The sequence below is a fragment of the Tenacibaculum sp. XPcli2-G genome, assembly GCF_024124505.1.
GTDB classification, from domain to species: domain Bacteria; phylum Bacteroidota; class Bacteroidia; order Flavobacteriales; family Flavobacteriaceae; genus Polaribacter; species Polaribacter mesophilus.
On record NZ_JAMXSH010000007.1, the window covers coordinates 86,697 to 107,279 of the forward strand.

The 20,583-nt window shown below is 31.7% G+C and carries 20 protein-coding genes; 13 read left to right on the top strand and 7 right to left on the bottom strand.

Annotated features, from left to right (window positions below; translation table 11 throughout):
* Positions 1–9: 9 nt before the first annotated feature.
* The 5 genes from leuB (at position 10) to NH341_RS14535 (ending at position 5,056) form a co-directional block, all read left to right on the top strand.
* Positions 10–1,125 carry a 3-isopropylmalate dehydrogenase gene (gene leuB, locus NH341_RS14515; protein WP_239180857.1) on the top strand — a complete coding sequence of 372 codons (1,116 nt, stop codon included), beginning with the start codon at positions 10–12 and terminating at the stop codon, positions 1,123–1,125.
* Between the two features lie 238 nt (positions 1,126–1,363).
* Complete coding sequence (locus NH341_RS14520) at positions 1,364–2,236, top strand: M57 family metalloprotease (RefSeq protein WP_253057357.1); 873 nt, start codon at positions 1,364–1,366, stop codon at positions 2,234–2,236.
* A 167-nt stretch (positions 2,237–2,403) separates the two neighbouring features.
* The gene (locus NH341_RS14525) at positions 2,404–3,147 is read left to right on the top strand and encodes a hypothetical protein (protein ID WP_201285026.1); all 744 of its coding nucleotides are present in this window, start codon (positions 2,404–2,406) and stop codon (positions 3,145–3,147) included.
* Positions 3,148–3,218: 71 nt separating this feature from the next.
* Positions 3,219–4,271, top strand: a complete 1,053-nt coding sequence (locus NH341_RS14530) for a sensor histidine kinase (protein WP_253057359.1) — start codon at positions 3,219–3,221, stop codon at positions 4,269–4,271.
* A 2-nt stretch (positions 4,272–4,273) separates the two neighbouring features.
* Entirely contained in the window at positions 4,274–5,056 is a 783-nt protein-coding gene (locus NH341_RS14535; protein WP_253057360.1) for a LytTR family DNA-binding domain-containing protein, read from the top strand.
* A 351-nt stretch (positions 5,057–5,407) separates the two neighbouring features.
* On the opposite strand, the gene NH341_RS14540 is transcribed toward NH341_RS14535, so the two are convergent.
* From NH341_RS14540 to NH341_RS14550, 3 genes are all read right to left on the bottom strand, one after another.
* Positions 5,408–6,013, bottom strand: coding sequence for an SMI1/KNR4 family protein (locus tag NH341_RS14540; protein ID WP_159614844.1), 606 nt, complete (start codon positions 6,011–6,013; stop codon positions 5,408–5,410).
* 33 nt (positions 6,014–6,046) lie between these two features.
* Positions 6,047–6,754, bottom strand: a complete 708-nt coding sequence (locus NH341_RS14545; protein WP_173360991.1) for a M949_RS01915 family surface polysaccharide biosynthesis protein — start codon at positions 6,752–6,754, stop codon at positions 6,047–6,049.
* Between the two features lie 212 nt (positions 6,755–6,966).
* Positions 6,967–7,809, bottom strand: coding sequence for a DUF2911 domain-containing protein (locus NH341_RS14550; RefSeq protein ID WP_159614850.1), 843 nt, complete (start codon positions 7,807–7,809; stop codon positions 6,967–6,969).
* Between the two features lie 127 nt (positions 7,810–7,936).
* Between NH341_RS14550 and arsB the strand changes: the two genes are divergently transcribed.
* Positions 7,937–8,977 (top strand): ACR3 family arsenite efflux transporter, encoded by a 1,041-nt coding sequence (arsB, locus tag NH341_RS14555; RefSeq protein ID WP_047790600.1) that lies wholly within the window; start codon positions 7,937–7,939, stop codon positions 8,975–8,977.
* Positions 8,978–9,062: 85 nt separating this feature from the next.
* Here arsB and gldG read toward each other — a convergent pair whose 3' ends face one another.
* From gldG to NH341_RS14575, 4 genes are read right to left on the bottom strand one after another with little or no spacing between them, the layout of a single operon-like run.
* Positions 9,063–10,703, bottom strand: coding sequence for a gliding motility-associated ABC transporter substrate-binding protein GldG (gene gldG / locus NH341_RS14560; RefSeq protein WP_159614852.1), 1,641 nt, complete (start codon positions 10,701–10,703; stop codon positions 9,063–9,065).
* Complete coding sequence (gene gldF, locus NH341_RS14565) at positions 10,696–11,415, bottom strand: gliding motility-associated ABC transporter permease subunit GldF (protein WP_159614854.1); 720 nt, start codon at positions 11,413–11,415, stop codon at positions 10,696–10,698. The genes gldG and gldF overlap by 8 nt, the downstream gene beginning before the upstream one ends.
* Before the next feature lie 54 nt (positions 11,416–11,469).
* A complete protein-coding gene (locus NH341_RS14570; protein ID WP_159614856.1) occupies positions 11,470–11,766 on the bottom strand; it encodes a putative quinol monooxygenase in 297 nt (98 codons plus the stop codon).
* Between the two features lie 4 nt (positions 11,767–11,770).
* The gene (locus tag NH341_RS14575; RefSeq protein ID WP_047790604.1) at positions 11,771–12,631 is read right to left on the bottom strand and encodes an S-adenosyl-l-methionine hydroxide adenosyltransferase family protein; all 861 of its coding nucleotides are present in this window, start codon (positions 12,629–12,631) and stop codon (positions 11,771–11,773) included.
* Positions 12,632–12,750: 119 nt separating this feature from the next.
* Between NH341_RS14575 and NH341_RS14580 the strand changes: the two genes are divergently transcribed.
* The 7 genes from NH341_RS14580 (at position 12,751) to NH341_RS14610 (ending at position 20,316) form a co-directional block, all read left to right on the top strand.
* Positions 12,751–13,704 carry a PhoH family protein gene (locus tag NH341_RS14580; RefSeq protein ID WP_159494859.1) on the top strand — a complete coding sequence of 318 codons (954 nt, stop codon included), beginning with the start codon at positions 12,751–12,753 and terminating at the stop codon, positions 13,702–13,704.
* 3 nt (positions 13,705–13,707) lie between these two features.
* Positions 13,708–14,307, top strand: coding sequence for a hypothetical protein (locus NH341_RS14585; RefSeq protein ID WP_239180875.1), 600 nt, complete (start codon positions 13,708–13,710; stop codon positions 14,305–14,307).
* 39 nt (positions 14,308–14,346) lie between these two features.
* On the top strand, positions 14,347–15,297 hold the full coding sequence (locus tag NH341_RS14590) for a phosphoribosylaminoimidazolesuccinocarboxamide synthase (protein WP_047790607.1): 951 nt from the start codon (positions 14,347–14,349) through the stop codon (positions 15,295–15,297).
* 114 nt (positions 15,298–15,411) lie between these two features.
* On the top strand, positions 15,412–15,873 hold the full coding sequence (locus NH341_RS14595; protein ID WP_047790608.1) for a (2Fe-2S)-binding protein: 462 nt from the start codon (positions 15,412–15,414) through the stop codon (positions 15,871–15,873).
* A gap of 12 nt (positions 15,874–15,885) precedes the next feature.
* Positions 15,886–18,102: a xanthine dehydrogenase family protein molybdopterin-binding subunit gene (locus NH341_RS14600; protein ID WP_253057361.1), complete on the top strand. Its 2,217-nt coding sequence runs from the start codon at positions 15,886–15,888 to the stop codon at positions 18,100–18,102.
* A 128-nt stretch (positions 18,103–18,230) separates the two neighbouring features.
* Entirely contained in the window at positions 18,231–19,484 is a 1,254-nt protein-coding gene (locus NH341_RS14605; protein ID WP_047790610.1) for an aminotransferase class I/II-fold pyridoxal phosphate-dependent enzyme, read from the top strand.
* Between the two features lie 106 nt (positions 19,485–19,590).
* A complete protein-coding gene (locus NH341_RS14610; RefSeq protein ID WP_167713755.1) occupies positions 19,591–20,316 on the top strand; it encodes a DUF4294 domain-containing protein in 726 nt (241 codons plus the stop codon).
* Positions 20,317–20,583 lie beyond the last annotated feature (267 nt).

Consider the following 20,583-nt stretch of genomic DNA (forward strand, 5'->3'; position numbering starts at 1 on the left):
AGTAAAAAGATGAAGTACAATATAGCGGTAATACCAGGAGATGGAATAGGACCAGAAGTAACAGAGCAAGCAAAAAAAGTGCTTAGAGCTGTTGGTAATGTGTTTGATCACACATTCTTATTTAAAGAAACATTAATGGGAGCCTGTGCTATTGATAAAACAGGAAACCCGTTGCCAGATGAAACCATTGAGCTGTGTAAAAAGAGTGATGCTATTTTATTTGGTGCTATTGGAGATCCAAAATACGATAATGACCCTACAGCAAAAGTACGTCCAGAACAAGGATTGTTACGTTTACGAAAAGAGCTGGAGTTGTTTTGTAATGTACGTCCAGTAAAAGCATATGATACGTTACTTCAAAATTCACCGTTAAAGAAAGATAGAATCGAAGGAACCGATATTACTATTTATAGAGAACTGACTGGAGGAATCTATTTTGGAATTAAAGAATTAAGTGATGACGGACAGCATGCTTTTGATGGTTGTTCATACACTGTAGAAGAAATTGAAAGAATGGCGCATTTAGCTTTTCAGGCAGCTCAAAAAAGACGTAAAAAATTAACATTGGTAGATAAAGCCAACGTATTAGAAACGTCAAGGCTGTGGCGTAAAACTGTTGGAGATTTAGCAACTCAATATCCTGACGTTGAAGTAGACTATTTATTTGTTGATAATGCAGCGATGAAGTTAATTTTAAACCCAAAAGATTTTGATGTTATTTTAACCGAAAACCTTTTTGGAGACATTCTTTCTGACGAAGCAAGTGTTATAGGAGGTTCTATAGGTTTGTTAGCTTCCGCTTCAGTAGGAAAAGAAAATGCATTATTTGAGCCTATTCATGGATCTTTTCCTCAGGCTAAAGGAAAAGATATTGCCAATCCGTTGGCGTCTATTTTATCTACAGCAATGTTATTAGAGCATTTAGGTTTGATGCAAGAAGCGAAAGTAGTAGAAGTAGCCGTTCAAAAATCATTGGAATTAGGAATTACTACAGAAGACATCAATTCAGAAAACCCATTTTCGACTAGTAAGGTAGGAGATTTTATTGCAGACTATATCTATAATCAAGAAGATAGCGATATGAATTTCCAAAACATACACATGGGACAAAGCACTATTATATAAGTTAACACCGTACATTAACTATAAACTTCCTTTAACTACCGTAGTTAAAGGAAGTTTTGTTTGTAAGTATTTGGTAGTGTGTTGGTTAATTGTTTAAAAACTCACCTCATTGTTTGATATTTAATATTTTATGATTTTTCTGTTTAAATATTCTTTTTTTTAACGTTTTTTTTGATTTTATTTTAAATGTATGAATCTAAAGTGTAGATTTACAGTGAATTATAAAACCCTTCATATCATGAAAAAAACAAAGTTAGCCCTAATTATGGGCTTGTCTGTAGGTGTGTTCTTCACCTCATGTTCAAGTGAAAACGAACAAGTTAAAGAGTCGGATGTTATAGAGCAATCTAGCGATAATCCAGGACTTAAACCTGTACCTCAAGAGGTTGTTGATGCTGCAGCTAAATTAGAGTTAAATGTAGATCATATTCGTTATGATAATTTTTACTTTCCTGACGGAACATCAGAAGTGCGCATATTTTTAGAAGAAGATGTAGTAATGACAGAACAAGAGTTGTTTACTTTAGCAAAGGCTAAGGATGATAATCAATCTGGACGTCAATACTCAACCAATAACTTAGTATCTCAAGGTAGAAATATTTCTATTATCGGATATACAGGTGGTGGTGGATATGGTCTTTCTAGTAAAGAGCAAACAGCACTACAATGGGCGGTAGACAATTACAATAATTTAAGCGGAGTATCTATTAGCTTTACTTTAAGTTTTGGAACTGATTATTCCAATAAAGATATGGTAGTATACCGTAATCCAAATCAATCTGGATCAGGTGGTAGCGCAGGTTTTCCAAGTGGAGGTTTACCTTACAAGTGGGTGCAAATCTACGGATTATCAGGGTACACAACAAATGTAAACGAGCATGTAATTACACATGAAATAGGACATTCAGTAGGATTTAGACATACTGATTGGTTTAGCCGTCAAAGTTGTGGACAAAACACTAACGAAGGAACTGCTGGTGTAGGAGCTAACCATGTATCTGGTACACCAACAGGATACGATTCAACTTCAGTTATGTTAGCTTGCTTTAGCTCTAACGAAGACGGAGAGTTTAATGGTAACGATATTACAGCATTACAAAACATGTACTAAGAAATAACTAACCTTAATACATATTTTTAAACCACCGAATTAAAGTCGGTGGTTTTTTATTGTTTATATTCCTTAGTTTATCATTTATTTTCCTGAGTTTATAAAAAAGACGTTTTAAAGAATGTAAGCCTTAAATACTTTTGAGGTATCTAATTATAAAACATACCATGATGAACCCAAAAAGAGAACTTATTTTTTTAAGAACATTTGCAGTAAGTATAACAGCACTAATAGGAGTTTTAACTACTGTAGCCTTTAAAAATAAAGGAAATACACAATTTGATACCATTGACGTAAAAAGAATTAATATTATTGAAAATGACGGAACGGTAAAAATGCTTATTACTAACGCAGCAAACTTTCCTGGCAAAGGCGATAAGATTAATGGGAGAGTATATCACGAAAGAAAAAAGAGAGCAGGAATGCTTTTTTACAACGAAGAAGGTATAGAGTGTGGTGGATTTATTTATGATGGTAAAAAAACTGAAAAAGGACATAGTTCAGGATTATCATTAACGTTTGATCAGTATGATGGAGACCAAGTAATGCAACTCATAACTACCGATGCTAAGAAAAATGGGAAAAGATACAAAGCAGGTAGGTTAGTGTTTAATGATCGAGGAGACAACGAAACCCAAGAAATGTCCCTAAAAATAGGAGAGGAATTAAAAGCAATCAATGATTTGGAAGAGAGAAGAGCTAAGTTTAAAGAATATCAACAAAAAGGAATGATAGGAGGAGTACCTAGGGTAGCTTTAGGACAAACACTAGGAAAACAAAATGGATTGTTTTTATATGACACTAATGGAAAAACAAGAGCTAAGTTCATTATAGACGAGGATAATAAAATAAAACTAGAAGCCTATGATGAGAAAGGAAACACAGTAAGTACTTGGCCAGAAGATAAATAGAAATACTAGAGTTTGCGGTGAGATTCTTCTAAAGATTTCATCGCAAATTTGATATATTTGTGAGTACTGATATGAAAACAAACACATCCTTTTTTAGAGAAAATGCTACATTTTTAATCTTTCTCTTTACCTTTTGCTTAATATTTATTTTAAAAAATCAATTTGGGAATTCAGATTCTTGGAAAGATTTTATCTTTTACCCTGATGCTCCTTTTTGGTATTTCTTTAAAGCAGTTTTTATTTTTTGGTGGATTAGTTTTATTAAAAAGAGTATTAATAAAAACTCAAAAAAGCAGACTTCATTAAGTAGGAGATATGTGCGTTTTTTTGGAATAGGCTTGTTAACATATTTAGTGATAGGAAATAGTTTTGGATTAATTGTAGCGTTCATTTTTGATACCTATTCCAGAAACTTTGGTTCTGTTTATCATATAATATACGTCAATATAAACTCTGTAATTGACTTTATTATTTTTGGTGGATTTTCATTAGCCTACTTGTATTACAAAGAAAATTTAGCGTATCAAAAACAGGTAGCTGCCTATGAAATAAGTAAAGCTAAAAACGAGATTACACAATTAAAAAACCAATTAAACCCTCACTTTCTATTCAATAATTTAAATGTTTTAGATCAGCTTATTGATGAAGACACGGAAAGAGCTTCTCTGTTTTTAAATCGATTTTCAGAGTTATATAGGTATAGTTTACATAGTGCAGATAAGCAATTGGTTTCATTAAAAGAAGAGTTGTTTTTTGCTGAAGGATATTTTAAGCTAAAGGAAGAAAAATATCAGGGGTATTATCAACTACACATAGCACCAGCATTGTATACAAAAAATAGTGTAGTGCCACCATTTTGTTTACAAGTTCTTATAGAAAATGCCATTACTCATAATAAAGGAACCTTTGAATTTCCTGTACAAATTACCATTGCAGAGGATAATGGAATTAAAGTAACGAATAACAAAGCGTTGTATTCTAAAAAAAGAAAAGGTAATGGAGTGGCATTGGCTAACCTATCAAAACAATTTGAATTGCTTGCTGAAAATACTATTAAGATACGCGAAACTGAAAAAGAGTTTGAAGTTGTTTTACCATTAATACTACCTCATAAACCTGTTTAGAAATGATAAAAGCACTTATAGTTGAAGATGAGTTACCTGCTAGAAAAAAGCTGAAGAAGTATATAGAAAGTTATCATAAACCTATTACTGTGGTAGAAGAGTTTGAAACGGTAGAAGAGGTGCTTCAGTTTTTTGAATCAACTTCTGATATTGACTTGATTTTTTCTGATATAGAGCTACGAGACGGTAATGTTTTTGATGCCTATAAAAAGCTAGCAATTCAAACACCAATTATATTTATAACAGCCTACAACCAGTTTTGGATGCATGCTTTTGAAACCAGTGGAATAGAGTATTTATTAAAACCGTATTCGTTTGAACGGTTTGAAAAAGCGGTAGGCAAGTACTCAAGCTTAAAAAACTCAATGAAGGTTGAAAGCGATCATAATGTTTTACAAAAATTAGATGCTTACTTAGCAAATCAAACAGCTCAAGCTCCTAAAAACTATCAAGATTTTATCGCTGTTAAATCCTCTCAATATACCTATTTCTTAAAGGTGGATGAGGTAATGTATTTTCAAGCAGATTATGGAATTGTAACTGCATACGATACAAGTAACAAAAAACATGTATTAAATCAATCTTCTTTAAAAGTATTAGAAGAAATGATAAATCCTAGTGTGTTTTTTAAAATTAATAGAGGCGAACTACTCAATAGAAACTATATAGAAAAGATAAGTAGGTACAATAAAAATGTTGTGGCTATTAATCTAAAAAACAGCCAAACAGTTTTAAAAACCAGTCAAAACAAAACAGCAGAGTTTACAAAATGGTTAGGGTTATAAAAGCTAGAAGATTTAAGAGGTGTTTATTGGTCACAATTTAGTGTTCAAAACCCTGCAATTTGATTGCAGCACTTTCAGTAATAAAAAAAATCAAGTTCTTTTGTGTATTGAAAAACTTATAGGAGAGGGAGGGTTTTCTTAAAAGAGAAATGAATTCAAGTAATTCTAATTTTATATTAGAATAAACAAGGGGGAATTTCAGTCCCCAGTGTAAAGAAACCTCTGTACTTTCAGTACAGAGTGATTTAGTCCCTAATTTTAGTTAGTAAAATGTATAAAGAGAGTAAACTTTATAAGAGTTGAAGAATAAGTACGCTCAAAATTTATGTTATTGAAAAGGAAGTTGGTTTATTACTCTATAGTGTTTTCGTTTATAAAACTATAACCATCATCCATTAACTTTTTTAAGAAATCGTCGAAACTATCAGCAATTACTTTTAATTCGTCAGGATCGTGTAAAAACCGTATTATTTGCCCTTTTTTTCCTGTTGACGAAGGACTAAAATCTATAAACAACTGAGAGGTTCCACCATTATTCATACAGTCTGAAAAATGAAGCCATCTAGTATTGGAATCAGCTTTATTTATGATTTTATCATCAATTTCAACACCTTCGTATGCTCTTTCAATATACTCAGAGTAGTGGCGGACTACATTTTTGTTTTGTATTATTTCTTCAGAGGATAATAGGTAATAAGGGTATTCGGAAACATCAGAACCTAAAACAAAAAATGAAATTGTTTCATCAGCATATTTTCTCCAATAGGTTCCATCTACATATTTCAGAAAGTCTATTAATGTTTTTGGTGTGTCTGGAAAAATTTGCGTTAATTCATCAATATGATTTTTTTTAGCTCCTTGTATATTTTTTTCAAAATATCCCCAGCTTTCTTTTCCATTGTGCTTTAAATAAGCATTTTTAAGTCCTTCTAAGTACTCTTCTAATATTCTGCTCATAGATTTTTTTTAGAGTTTTTGTTTTGATAGTTGTTATAACGTTTCATCAAATTTTAGTTTTTTATTCTTCATAGCATCTTGCCAACCATGCGGAAAAATTCCATGACTATTTTCATTTATACTATGGATAATATCTGTTACGCTATTTTGTATTTCTTTAGGTAATTTATAGAATAATTTATCAACTTGAGTATTTCTTTCATAATCAAGAGTACCATTTTGATGTCTAATAGCTCTTTTTTTGCCGTGGTGATATATTAAAATTTTTATTCGGCCATCACCTTTTCCATTCATTCCAAGTGTTCCGTATACTATTACGGGCTCAATAAGTCCGTCATTGTCAAAATCTTTTAGTTTTAGATATTTAGTCCAAAAATAAATGGCGTGCTCTTTAGGTACTTCGTTATCTTTTGGAAGTATAAAATCATTTAATTTCCATTTTGTACTAAACAGACCGTTTTTATAGGAAAAGCAATATGCCTTTATAGCATCGGAACATTTTTTACTTCCTTTACAGTTAAGGTTGTTTTCTATCATAACTATAAAGTGTTTTCCTTCTCTGTCATTATACTCGTAAGTCTTATAAATAGTATTCTCAATTTCTAGTTTCGTTTTTACACTATTGGTAAAAATTGAGTAGACTTCTTTCTTGGTTAATAATTTACTTGAAGTAATTAAACTTTGACTAAAGCCTATGCTTGATAGGTAAAGTACGAAAATTAGAGATAAAATAGATTTCATTTTTTTCTTTATAATAATAGTTGATATTTTTTGAATAAATTATTATGAGTAATTCTCAACAATACATTGTCTTTCTAAGAAGTCTAAAGAAATATAATGCAGATAAGTTTTATAACTTTATAAGTTGTAATTTTAAAGCCTAAAATATATTAATTACAAAAAAACTCGCCAATTGGCGAGCTTGATGTTTTTAAAAAAGTTTAGCAGAAAAATTACTTCATTTCAGCAATAAACTCTTTGTTCATTTTCACATAATCAGCATTTCCAGCTTTTTCAGCACCTGCTAATGAAGCTTTAGCAGCTTTAAGAGCTCCTTTTTTATCACCAGCTTTAGCTAAGATTAAAGATTGTTGACGTAAGTACCAAAAGCGAGGTTGGTCTTTAGTCATGTCAACCGCTTTGTTAATCCAATTTTTAGCTTTGTTAATGTCTTTTCCTTCTTGTAAATAGTAAACAGCAGAAGAAAAATAATCGTTAGCAGAAGGACCTCCCATTACTTGAGCAATGCTTTTTTCTACCGCTTTATCAGTAGGAGTATTGAATTTTACACCAACGTAAGCATTTTCCCATAAAATACCTAATACGGCAGAATCGTTTGTTAAATTGTCAAAAGAAATTGTAAACGTTTCAATTTTCATAGGCATAGCTTCAACTTTTGCAGTCGTAGATACAGCTACTTTAGAGTCATCCCACTTTTTTGGAGTTCCCCAGTTATTAGTATCAGAATAAAAAATTACTTCCCAAGAATCTTTTCCTGGTTTTGTATACAAAGCATATGTGCCTTTTTTTAATATTTTACCGTCAATAGTAACATCATCGCTAAAACTAACTTTAGTATTTTGATTAGCTCCTGTTCTCCAAACTTTTCCATAAGGAACCAAATCTCCAAAAATAGTTCTTCCTTTCATACTAGGTCTAGAGTACTCAACTGTTACACCTGTTAAACCAACATTTTGCTCTAATTTAGCAGAAGGACTAGGTGCTGGGGTTTTTAATTGCGCATTAATACTTGTTGAAATTGCAACAACAAATAAACTTAAAAGTATTTTTTTCATGATAAAGGTTTATTTAGAGTATAAAATTACCATCTTATATTATGGTAAAATGTTAACAAAAACTTAAATTTATTGTTTATAAACATGTTTAATCGTAATATTGCAATGTTATAATAAAACGATAAAAATGTTAACAAAAAAATTAAGCTTTTTAGATAAAAATTTAACGTTATGGATTTTTGTAGCTATGATGTTAGGAGTTAGTATAGGATATATATACCCTGAAATATCCGGTAAAATAAATGCATTAAGTACTAACTCAACTAATATACCCATTGCAATTGGGTTAATTTTAATGATGTACCCTCCTTTAGCAAAAGTGAATTATGCGTTATTACCAAAAGTGTTTACAAATAAAAAAATACTACTAACTTCACTTTTACTTAATTGGGTAATTGGCCCTGTTTTAATGTTCTTTTTAGCGTTACTTTTTTTACATGATTATCCAGAGTATATGACTGGGTTAATTTTAATAGGTTTAGCTCGGTGTATAGCTATGGTTTTGGTTTGGAATGATTTAGCTGAAGGAAGTAGTGAGTATGGAGCAGGTTTGGTAGCTTTAAATAGTATATTTCAAGTATTTGCTTATAGTTTTTATGCGTGGATGTTTATTACTATTTTGCCCCCTTATTTTGGCTTTGAAGGTGCCGTAGTAGACATATCTATTTTAACAATTGCAGAAAGTGTAGCTATTTATTTAGGTATACCATTTATTATGGGAATTTTAAGTAGATATATTTTAGTGAAGTTAAAAGGTGAAGAATGGTATAATACCAAATTCATACCATCTATATCTCCATTAACTTTAATAGCTTTATTATTTACTATAATAATAATGTTTTCCTTAAAAGGAGAGTTAATAGTTAAAATACCTTTAGATATTTTATTAATAGCAGTTCCTTTATTACTGTATTTTGCTCTTATGTTTATTATCGGCTTTTTTATAACCAAAGCTACAGGAGCTACTTACGACAAAACAACAGCTGTAGCTTTTACTGCGGCAGGTAACAATTTTGAGTTAGCAATTGCTGTAGCAATTGCTGTATTTGGATTAAACTCAGGAGAAGCTTTTACAGGAGTAATAGGGCCTTTAGTAGAGGTTCCAGCATTAATTTTACTAGTAAAAGTATCTTTTTGGCTGAAGAAGAAATATTTTAGTAAAAATTAAATAGAGATTAAAATATCTTACATCCTTAAATAAAAAAATTAATACTTAGAAGTATTGATTTTTTTATTTAAGAACTATAATACAATTAAGAGTATTTCTTCTTCCTCCAGTAATTAAACCCAAAGCCAAACAGAGCTAATAAAACTAAGGGAATACCAATATTCATAAATTGCCAAAAACGTTTTTCAGTAAAAGCACGTTGTTTATCCAATAAGTTAATTTGAATGGTTTTATTGCGTAATTGGATCAATCCAGAATCGTCTAATAAATAATCAATAGCATTGATTAAAAACTCTTTATTACCAAACTGTTCTCCTGTCCATTTATCTAAGGACAAATCGTGAGGTTTTCCTTTTAAAATCTGATTTCTACCTACATCACCATCAGCAATTACAATCATTTTATTGTTTGTACTCTCAGCTTTAAAATCAGGAGCGTCAAAAGGTTTCATTCTGTTTTTATAAGCAGAAGGAATGTTACCTTCTATAAGAACAGCTAATAATTGTGGACCTGAAGCAAATTCATTTTCTTTTGGTTCTTTGGCGATACTTTGTAACTCAATAAAGTTGGGAGTTCCTGTTTGTTTGGTAAGTACAGAAGTTACTAATAACGGAGTCTTTTTTAAGTTTCCTTTCAAAGTATCTATTTGAGTAGCAAAACGAAAACGAACAGGTGCAACATTTTTAGTAATCGGGTGGTTCGGATTGCCACTAACTAGTGGATGATAAAACCAATTTAAGTGTTGAAACTGTGTTTGATTTCCTACATTTCCTGTGGCTAACGGAATTTTAGCTGAATATAAATCTTGAATGAGTTTATTGTTTACACGAACTTGATACCCAAACAATAAATCCGTTAAATTCAAATCACGAGGAAATGCTAACATTTTTCCTTCATTGTATAAACTATCAGTATCCGCATAGTTATTATCTAGCATCCATAAACTTTTACCACCGTTTGCTATAAACTGATCAACGGTAAGCTTTTCCTCTTCTGTAAAACGCTCGGTAGGTTTAGCAATAATTGCTAAATCGTATGCTCTTAAGTCTTTTAAGGTTTTTTGCGGATTATTAGCAACACTATCTAATGTAAACTTAGCTAAACGATATTTTTTACCAACTTCACTTAACAAACTATATTGATAAATATCTTGCAACTCACCATTACCAGCTAATACCGCTATTTTTTGTCTTTCTTTTAAAGTAACATTATGTAATGCATTAGCAAAAGAATACTCTAACTTTTCAACAGCATTTTGTAGCTGAGCTTCTTGTGTCTTGGCAATTGAGTTAGGAAGTAAAGAAATTAACTCTACTTTTTTACCATAAGTGATTTCAGCCCAAGGAAAAATAATAGCTTCAGATAACTTTCCATCTTCTTCTACAGTTAACTGACTAGGCATCATTCCTCTTTTTACCAAACGTTCACGAATATTATCAGGGTTGATAAAACGGAAACGAATATTGGCGTTTTTAGCTTGTAATTCTTCTAAAAACTGGAGTGTCTCTATTTGTAAACGTTTAAATTCCGCAGGAAAATCACCTTCTAAGAATACATGAATGGTTAGTGGAGTATCTATTTTATAAATAAGACGTTCACTTACTTTAGATAAGGTATAACGTTTGTCTTGTGTTAAATCGAAACGTTTGTAAACTGAATTAGCGATGTAATTAACAATTAACAGTCCGATAAGGGCTAATGCAATATGTTGTAATTTCTTATTCATTTTTTAACTGTTGTTTAGTGATGAATAAAAAGAAGAATGTAACACTGATAAAATAAATTAAATCACGACTATCTACTACACCACGACTAATGCTTTTAAAGTGTTCGTTAATACCAAATTGCCGTAAGGTGTATCCTGAATTTCCTAAAGAAGAACCTACAGCATCAAAACCATAGAATAAAGCAAAAGTGATAAATACACTTAAAATAAATGCCACAATTTGATTTTTGGATAGGGTAGAAGTAAATAATCCAACAGCTGTATAAGTTGCTGCTAAAAATAATAAACCTAAATACGAACCTATAGTACTACCTACATCTAAATTTCCAACAGGACTTCCTAATTGATATACAGTAAATGTATAGGTTAATGTTGGTAATATGGCGATGACAACTAACAAAAGAGAAGCGAAAAACTTACCCAGTACAATTTGCCAATCGGTAAGCGGTTTCGTTTTTAGAATTTCAATAGTTCCACTATTAAATTCATCAGCAAAACTTTTCATTGTAATAGCAGGAATCAGGAATAAGAACAACCATGGAGCTAAATAAAAAAAGCTATTTAAATCGGCAAACCCCGCATTTAAAATGTTGAAATTGTCTTTAAATACCCATAAAAATAAGCCATTTACAAGTAAAAATACCCCAATAACCAAATAGGCAATGGGAGAGGCAAAAAATGAGTTAAATTCTTTCTTTAGTAGTGGTAACAATGTATAACTATTTTAGTTGTTTATAATATTTAGTTATTTTCAGATAGGTATTGACTAAGGTAGCGATTCAACTTTATCTACACTCCAAACAAGTGGTTTATCATTAAATAGTATTTTGGTTTGTGCCCAAATTCCTTTAAATAAATCAGAATTTCTGTAGTTTTCTAAATCTTGCTCAGTATTCCAATAACTATAAGTGAAAAATATATTTGGATTCGTTTTGTCTCTATACAACTCTAATAAACGGCAACCAGGTGAATTTCGTATAAACTCTTTTTTGGAATTAAAGTTGTTTAAAAATTCTTTAATTTTTTCTGGCTGAAAGCTCATTTTTACAATTCGTACAAACATATATTTAATTAATAGGTGTAAATTCTGGCTTAATAGGGTTTTCAAACTCAACAGTAATAGTGTCGCGATATTCCAAACCAAGTAGGGTAGAAGCGCCACCAACCGTTTCTAAATTACTTCGGTAAATAGCAATTTCTAAAAAGCCAGCAGAATTAAAAATAGCGAGCTTTTCACCATCATACTGTCGTTTATCAGTTACCGAAAAATCAACAATTTCGTTATATCTGCTGTAAATTTTAGAAAAAGTATAACGTCTAGCCGTAACTTTATAATCACGGCCTTTTCCAATAGTATTAAATTGTTTTTTACTAATGTTAGTAATTACATTTCCATAATTATCAATGTAAATAACACCACCTGCAATAATAGTTTGTTGCTCGTTTACTTTAGGCTTAATTTCAACAATCTTTTTATACGTGTCAACCTCTCTACCAATAACGCTTAAACTACCACCACGAGCAATATGAGAAGCTACTTGCACAAAAACGTCTAGCACAGGAAAACTACTCTCAATACGATCGTGAATATTAATTTCAAAAATTTTAGTAGGTTTAATTTCAGAAGCAATCATTGAAATTAGTCCGTTATCAGGACAAATAAAATAATGATTATCCAATTCTAAGGCAATATGCTTATTGTCCACACTTAATTCTGAATCTACCCCAATAACATGAATTGTTTTATCAGGAAAGCTTTTATAAGCATTCTTTAAAATATAAGCAGTTTCAGTAATGTTGAAAGGAGAGATTTCATGCGTAATATCAACAATCTTAGCATCAGGTAACTCAGAATAAATAGCTCCTTTTACAGCCCCTACAAAGTGGTCTTTCGTTCCAAAATCAGTAGTTAATGTAATAAGAGACATTAATTTAGGTGTTTGTTAATTAATTTGTGAAAAATTATGCTGAAATTTTAAACAAAACTACGTAATTCAAGAAAAATAATCATTATTTTTAGTGTGAATAATATTAAAACTTTTATCATTTGAACGAACGCGTAATTGAATTAACAGAAATCAACCCAAACGATTTTTTTGGAGCTCAAAACAGCACTATTACTCAGTTAAAAAGCTTCTTTCCTAAAATAAAAATAGTTGCTAGAGGAAATAAACTTAAAATTTTTGGTGAACCTGAATTATTAAATGAATTTGAAAAGCGATTAGAAATGCTTATCAAATACTTTAATAGATACAACAAGCTAGATGAAAATAGTATTGAGCGAATTTTAACGTCAACAGGAAAGGAAGAAGAAATACGAAAATCTGGAAATGCAAAAGACGTTCTAGTACACGGTGTTAGTGGAAAGTTAATAAAAGCTCAAACAGCTAATCAGCGTAAAATGGTTGAGTTAATGCAAAAAAATGATATGTTATTTGCTGTAGGACCTGCGGGTACTGGTAAAACATACACAGCAGTTGCTTTGGCTGTAAAAGCATTAAAAGAAAAAGAAGTAAGACGAATTATATTAACAAGACCTGCGGTGGAGTCAGGTGAAAACTTAGGATTTCTTCCTGGAGATTTAAAAGAGAAGTTAGATCCATACATGCAACCTTTATATGATGCCTTACGCGACATGATTCCGCATGAAAAACTTGAATCACATCTAGAAAAAGGAGTCATACAAATAGCACCTCTGGCTTTTATGCGTGGTAGAACTCTTGACAATGCTTTTGTAATTTTAGATGAAGCACAAAACACAACGCATTCACAGATGAAGATGTTTTTAACACGTATGGGAATGCACGCAAAGTTTATTATAACCGGAGATCCAGGTCAGATAGATTTACCAAGAAGACAAGTTTCTGGATTGAAAGAATCGTTATTAGCGTTAAAAGATATTGAAGGAATTGCGCAGGTGTATTTAGATGACAAAGATGTAATCCGCCATCGATTAGTTAAAAAGATTATTACAGCTTACAAAAGCATAGAAACGGAATAGAGTATGTTAAAAAACTTGGGATTTCAAGAATATTTATCGGTAGGGTATATATTTTTGATTGCTTTAGGCTTAGTTAGTGATACCATTTTTTATCGTTATCTAGATATAGATTATTTACAATACATAACTATCACAGATACACTTTTGTCTCCTATTTCATTATTAGCTAACAATTGGGCGTTGTCAGTAATTCTTATAGTATTTTCCATGTCTTTGTATTTCCTTATTAAAAACTCAGTTAAAATAGAAAAAATACTAAAGAGAGTAAAATGGTTGAAAAAGAGAATTGAAGCAAATAAAAAAGCAAAAAGAAAAGAGTACGACAACAAGTCAGCTTTTATAGTTTCTGTTTTTATTATGGTGTTTTCTTTATTGTTAGGGTTTAGGCTAGGAATGGGGATAAATTATAAAAAACGTTTAGCAGAAGGTAGGCTTAAGAATAATATGACATTAGTTTTTAAAGATGATTCTCAACTAAAAGCTAAAAAAATAGGTCAAAATAGTGCTTATATTTTTTATGTAGAAGAAGGGAATACATTCGTAACTGTAACACCTATTTTAGAAAATATAAAACAAATAAAAACTATTCAAAAAGAAGAGTAGAATACTTACATTTGCGGGCAACAACACAACAATATACTAATGAATACAATTAACGAAACAAATTTCCAGTTTCAAGGGCAAAAAGAAGTTTATAAAGGAAAAGTAAGAGAAGTATATAATATCAATGATGATTTATTGGTAATGATAGCTTCTGATCGTCTTTCCGCTTTCGATGTAATCTTACCACGCCAAATTCCTTTTAAAGGACAAATTCTAAATCAAATTGCTACAAAAATGATGAACGATACTGCGGATATTGTTCCAAATTGGTTATTAGCGAATCCAGATGAAAATGTAGCAGTAGGTCATTTATGTGAACCTTTTAAAGTAGAAATGGTAATCCGCGGATATTTATCTGGTCATGCAGCTCGTGAATATGCAGTAGGAAAAAGAATGCTTTGTGGAGTAGCAATGCCTGAAGGAATGAAAGAAAATGATAAATTCCCAGAGCCAATTATTACACCATCAACAAAGGCAGATAATGGAGAACACGATGAAGATATTTCTCGTGAAGATATTTTAGCAAAAGGAATTGTTTCAGAAGAAGACTATTTAGTATTAGAAGATTACACAAGAAAGTTATTTCAAAGAGGGACTGAATTAGCTGCTAAAAGAGGATTGATTTTAGTAGATACCAAATATGAGTTTGGAAAAACTAAAGATGGTAAAATTGTATTGATAGATGAAATCCATACACCAGATTCTTCTCGTTATTTTTATGCTGATGGGTATGCTGAGCGTCAAGAAAAAGGAGAGAAGCAAAAACAATTGTCAAAAGAGTTTGTACGTCAGTGGTTAATTGAGAACGGTTTTCAAGGAAAAGAAGGACAAGGAATTCCTGAAATGTCTGATGAAAAAGTTATTGAAATTTCAAACAGATACATTGAATTATACGAACAAATTACAGGGGAAACTTTTGTAAAAGCGAATACAGAAAACGTACTCGAAAGAATAGAGAAAAATGTAAAAACATTTTTACAAAATAGATAAAAAAGAGAGGCTCAAGCCTCTCTTTTTATTTAAAATTATCTTAAAAGAATCCCATTAACAAACAAGCATTTATATTTTTTGTAACTTACACGATACAAACAAAAATTAGCAAAAATGCCAAATTATACATTAAAAATTAACGGAAAGTCGGTATCCTTTGAGGCAGATGCTGATACACCATTGTTGTGGGTTTTACGAGATGAACTCAATATGGTTGGAACTAAATTCGGTTGTGGAATAGCACAATGCGGAGCCTGTACTGTTCATGTAGACGGAACAGCAATGAGAAGTTGTCAATTACAAATTTCTATGTTAGACGGTGAAGAAATAACAACCATTGAAGGGCTATCAACTGAAGGAGATCATCCGTTACAAGAAGCTTGGAAAGAAGTAGATGTTCCACAATGTGGTTACTGTCAAGCAGGTCAAATTATGACAGCAGCTTCCTTTTTAAAAGAAAATCCAAAACCTTCTAAAGAAGAGATAAGAGAAGCAATGCAAGGTAATATTTGTCGTTGCGCTGCATACAATAGAATAGAAAAGGCAGTTGCATTGGCTGCAGATAAAATGTCTTAAAAACTTTCAATCATGAGTACACAAGAAAAAAACTTTACGTTTAGCAGAAGAAATTTTTTAAGAACTTCTGCATTAGCTAGTGGTGGTATTATGATTGGATTTAATCTATTTACTGCCTGTAAACCTAATGTAAAACCATCTGTAGATGTAGAAAACTTAAATTTCAACGATTTTAACGCATTTATAAAAATATCTGATGAAGGCTATGTAACTATTTACTCTCCAAATCCAGAGATAGGTCAAGGGGTAAAAACTTCAATGCCTATGATTATTGCAGAAGAGTTAGATGTAGAATGGGATAAAGTACATGTTGCACAAGCTCCTTTAGATACCAAAAACTATACACGACAGTTAGCAGGAGGTAGTCAATCAATTCGTCATGGCTGGACAGCGCTTAGAGAAACAGGAGCAACTACAAAACAAATGTTAATTAATGCGGCAGCAGTAAAATGGGGAGTAGATGCAACTACTTGTTCAGCTTCAAAAGGAATTATTACAAATGCAAAAGGTGAAACGTTAGGATATGGTGAAGTAGTAAAAGAAGCTGCTACTTTAGAGGTGCCAGAAAACGTCGCTTTAAAAAAGCCATCTGAGTTCTCCATTATTGGTAAAAATGCTATAAATGTTGATATAGAAAAAATAGTAACAGGAAAACCTTTATTCGGTTTAGACTATAAAGAAGAAGGTATGTTGTTCGCATCTGTAGTAAGACCTCCTTCTTTTGGACAAGAGTTAGAGTCATACGATGCAGCAGAAGCAAAGAAAGTGTCAGGAGTAATAGATGTTATAACAATAGGAGAGAAAGCAAGAAACTTTATTGAGTCAGGAAAAGCTAATTGGACGTTTAAGTTAACGAAAACGGATAAAGTAGTTGTACTAGCAGAAAATACATGGGCGGCAATTAAAGGAGCAAAAGCAATTAAAACTGTATGGAAAGATAATTCTGAGTTAGAAGATACAAAACTTCATAATGAAAAGCTAACAAAATTATTAGAAGCGAGTGATTTAGATGTAAGAAGAGAAGACGGAAATGTGAAAAAAGCTTTTGCAGAAGCAGATAAAGTTATCGAACGTACCTATCATTCACCTTTCTTACCACATAACTGTATGGAACCAATGAACTTTTTCGCAAGTGTAACACCAGAAAAAGTACACCTAGTTGGTCCTGTACAAACACCAGAATATGCAGCAATGGTTGCAGCAGAAATGTTAGGGCGTAATTTGGAAGAAGTTCATGTAGAAATGACCCGAATGGGAGGAGGTTTCGGAAGAAGATTATATGGAGATTTTGTTTATGAAGCGTTGGAAATATCTGATAAAATACAAAAACCAGTAAAAATGGTTTCAACGAGAGAAGACGATGTAACTAGCGGGACATATAGGCCAGCAATTAAATATAGAATCGCAGCATCAATAAAAGACAGAAAAATAACAGGATACCATTTGAAAGAAGCAGCCGTAAATGATAATATGTACGGATTAATACCACATTTTTTTCCTGCAGGATGTATTCCAAACTATAAAGTATCAACGGGAAATTACAAGAGTAATATTAGTACAGGAGCTTGGAGAGCACCATATACTAACTTTTTAGGCTATGCAGAACAAAGTTTTTTCGATGAATTAGCGGAAGAATTAGAGATAGATGCGGTGCAGTTACGTTTAGAATTGTTAGAAAATGTAAAAGCCACAGAAGATAAAAGAATAGAGTACTCAGGTAAACGAATGCAAGACACTATAAAGTTAGCAGCAGAAAAAGGGAGCTGGGGAAAATCTAAAAAAGGAGTTTATCAAGGTTTTTCAGCTTATTACAGTCATAATACCCACGTAGCTGAAGTTGCAGAGGTAGAGCTAAAAGATGGAGTACCGGTTGTAACAAAAGTAGTTACAGCGGTTGATTGTGGTATAGTTGTTAATCCAACAGGAGCTATAAACCAAGTAGTAGGAGGAGTTATTGATGGTATTGGACACGCAATGTATGGAAACTTAACTTTTAAAGAAGGAGTACCTTCAAGTAGAAATTTTGACAACTATAAGCTTATAAGAATGAATGAAACACCTAAAGTAGAAGTTCATTTTGTGCAAAATGAATTATCACCTACAGGTTTAGGAGAACCAGGCTTACCACCAGCAGGAGGAGCAGTTGCGAATGCAATACATAAAGCTTTAGGAAAAAGACTATATAAACAACCTTTTGTAGAGGAATTAAAATCGAACATTTTATCTTAAAAATCAAAGAGCTTTATAGGTATGCCAAAGTAGTATGTTTGTTATTTATTGAAAATGAAACACTCGGTAATTTTTGAAAATCTGTTAAAAAGCACTACTTTCGCAACCTATAAAAATCAAAAATAACAATGGTTAAAGATTTATTTGAAAGAATTAAAGGAGATAAAGGACCTTTAGGAAAATGGGCGGATAAAGCAGAAGGATATTATGTGTTTCCTAAATTAGAAGGACCAATCTCTAACCGCATGTCTTTCAATGGAAAAAAAGTAATAACTTGGAGTATTAACGACTACTTAGGATTAGCAAATCATCCAGAAGTGTTAAAAGTAGATGGAGAATCTGCTGCTACAGATGGTATGGCTTACCCTATGGGAGCTCGTATGATGTCAGGTCACACTAAATACCATGAACAATTAGAGCAAGAATGTGCTGAATTTGTTGGTAAAGAAGCAGCTTATTTAGTAAATTTCGGATACCAAGGAATGGTATCAGCAATTGATGCCTTAGTAGGAAAAGACGATATCATAGTATATGACATGGATACACATGCATGTATTATTGATGGAGTTCGTTTACACGCAGGAAAACGTTTTGTATATCGCCATAACGATATAGAGAGCTGTGAGAAAAATTTGAAGCGTGCCACCAAAATGGCAGAAAAAACAGGAGGTGGAATTTTGTTAGTTTCTGAAGGTGTTTTCGGTATGCGAGGAGAACAAGGGCGTTTAGCAGAAATTGTAGCCTTAAAAGAAAAATATAACTTTCGTTTATTAGTAGATGACGCTCATGGGTTCGGAACATTAGGAGAAGGAGGAAGAGGAACAGGGTTTGAACAAGGAGTACAAGACGGAATAGATGTATATTTTGCAACATTTGCAAAATCTATGGCAGGAATTGGAGCATTCTTTGCAGGAGACAAAGATATTGTTCAATACCTACAATATAATATGAGATCACAAATGTTCGCTAAATCATTACCAATGCCGATGGTAAAAGGAGCATTAAAACGTTTGGATATGATTCGTACCATGCCTGAACTAAAAGAAAACCTTTGGAAAATAACCAATGCGTTACAGTCAGGTTTACGTGAAGCAGGTTTTGATTTAGGAACAACACAAACATGTATCACACCAGTATACCTAAAAGGAGAAATTCCAGAAGCCATGGCAATGGTAAATGATTTACGAGAAAACCATGGAGTGTTTTGTTCAATTGTAGTATACCCAGTGATACCAAAAGGATTAATAATATTAAGATTAATTCCAACAGCACGTCATACAATTGAAGATGTAAATGAAACAATTGAAGCTTTTTCTGCAATTCGTGAAAAGTTAGAAAACGGAACTTATAAACAAGTAGCAGCTTCAATTATGGCAGAATAATAAGAAACTGAAAAAAAATAATAAAAGCTCATGAAATACTTCATGAGTTTTTTTGTTTTAAAAGAGAAATGATACATTTGAAGTACCTTTACTTATTAAAAATCAAATGAAAAAACTACTATACATATACCTACTATTATTCGCAGCAGCATTAAGTGCGCAAATTAAGGATACACTACCAAACTTTAATGATGAATATATATTGATAAGAGAAGGGGATAGTTTAATGATAAAGTTAAACGAGGTAACGGTACTTCCAAAGCATAAGTTTAAAGAAAAAAAAGATATTCTTTATTATTATTGGCTTCGAAAAAAAGTATTCAAAGCATATCCTTATGCAATTTTAGCAGCAAAAAGAGTAGATAGTGTAAACTCACGTTTAGCTAGAATTAAATCAAAAAGTAAAAAAAGAAAGTATATAAAAAGAATTCAAAAGTATTTAGAAGAAGAGTTAACAGCTCCCTTAAAAAAGTTAACAAGAACAGAAGGAAGAATTTTGTTAAAACTAATTCATCGTCAAACGGGAAAAACAGCCTTTGCTAATGTAAAAGAGTTAAGAAGTGGTTGGAAAGCTTTTTGGTACAATACCACAGCAAATTTATTTAAACTATCATTAAAGTCAGAGTATAAACCTGAAGCGGAAAACGAAGATTATTTAGTAGAGGACATTATACAGCGCGCATATATAGAAGAAAAGTTGGAGTATCAAGAGCCTAAATTACGAAAGAACTATTTAGTAATTGTATCCAAAAGTAGAGGATATGTTGATGTATCCGAGTATAAAAAGATGTTTTCGAAGATGCGAAAGAAGCGAAAACGAAAGAAAAAGTAAAAAAATAAAGAATTCAAATTCTTACTAAAGTTGATAATTAAGTACTGTAATAGTTATATGTACTTCCATGTTAGAAGCATTAAGATAGTAATAAATATAGTAAACAAAGGTAGGAGAGAAGTATAGGATAAAAAACTTCAGGGTGTAACTAATTATATAATAACGTATTAATAAATATTTTAAAAAAAAGGTTTAAAAAGTGCTTGTTAAGTGGGAAAAGGTATCTATATTTGCACCCGCTAAGGGAAAAACGCAAGTGTTTTAAAG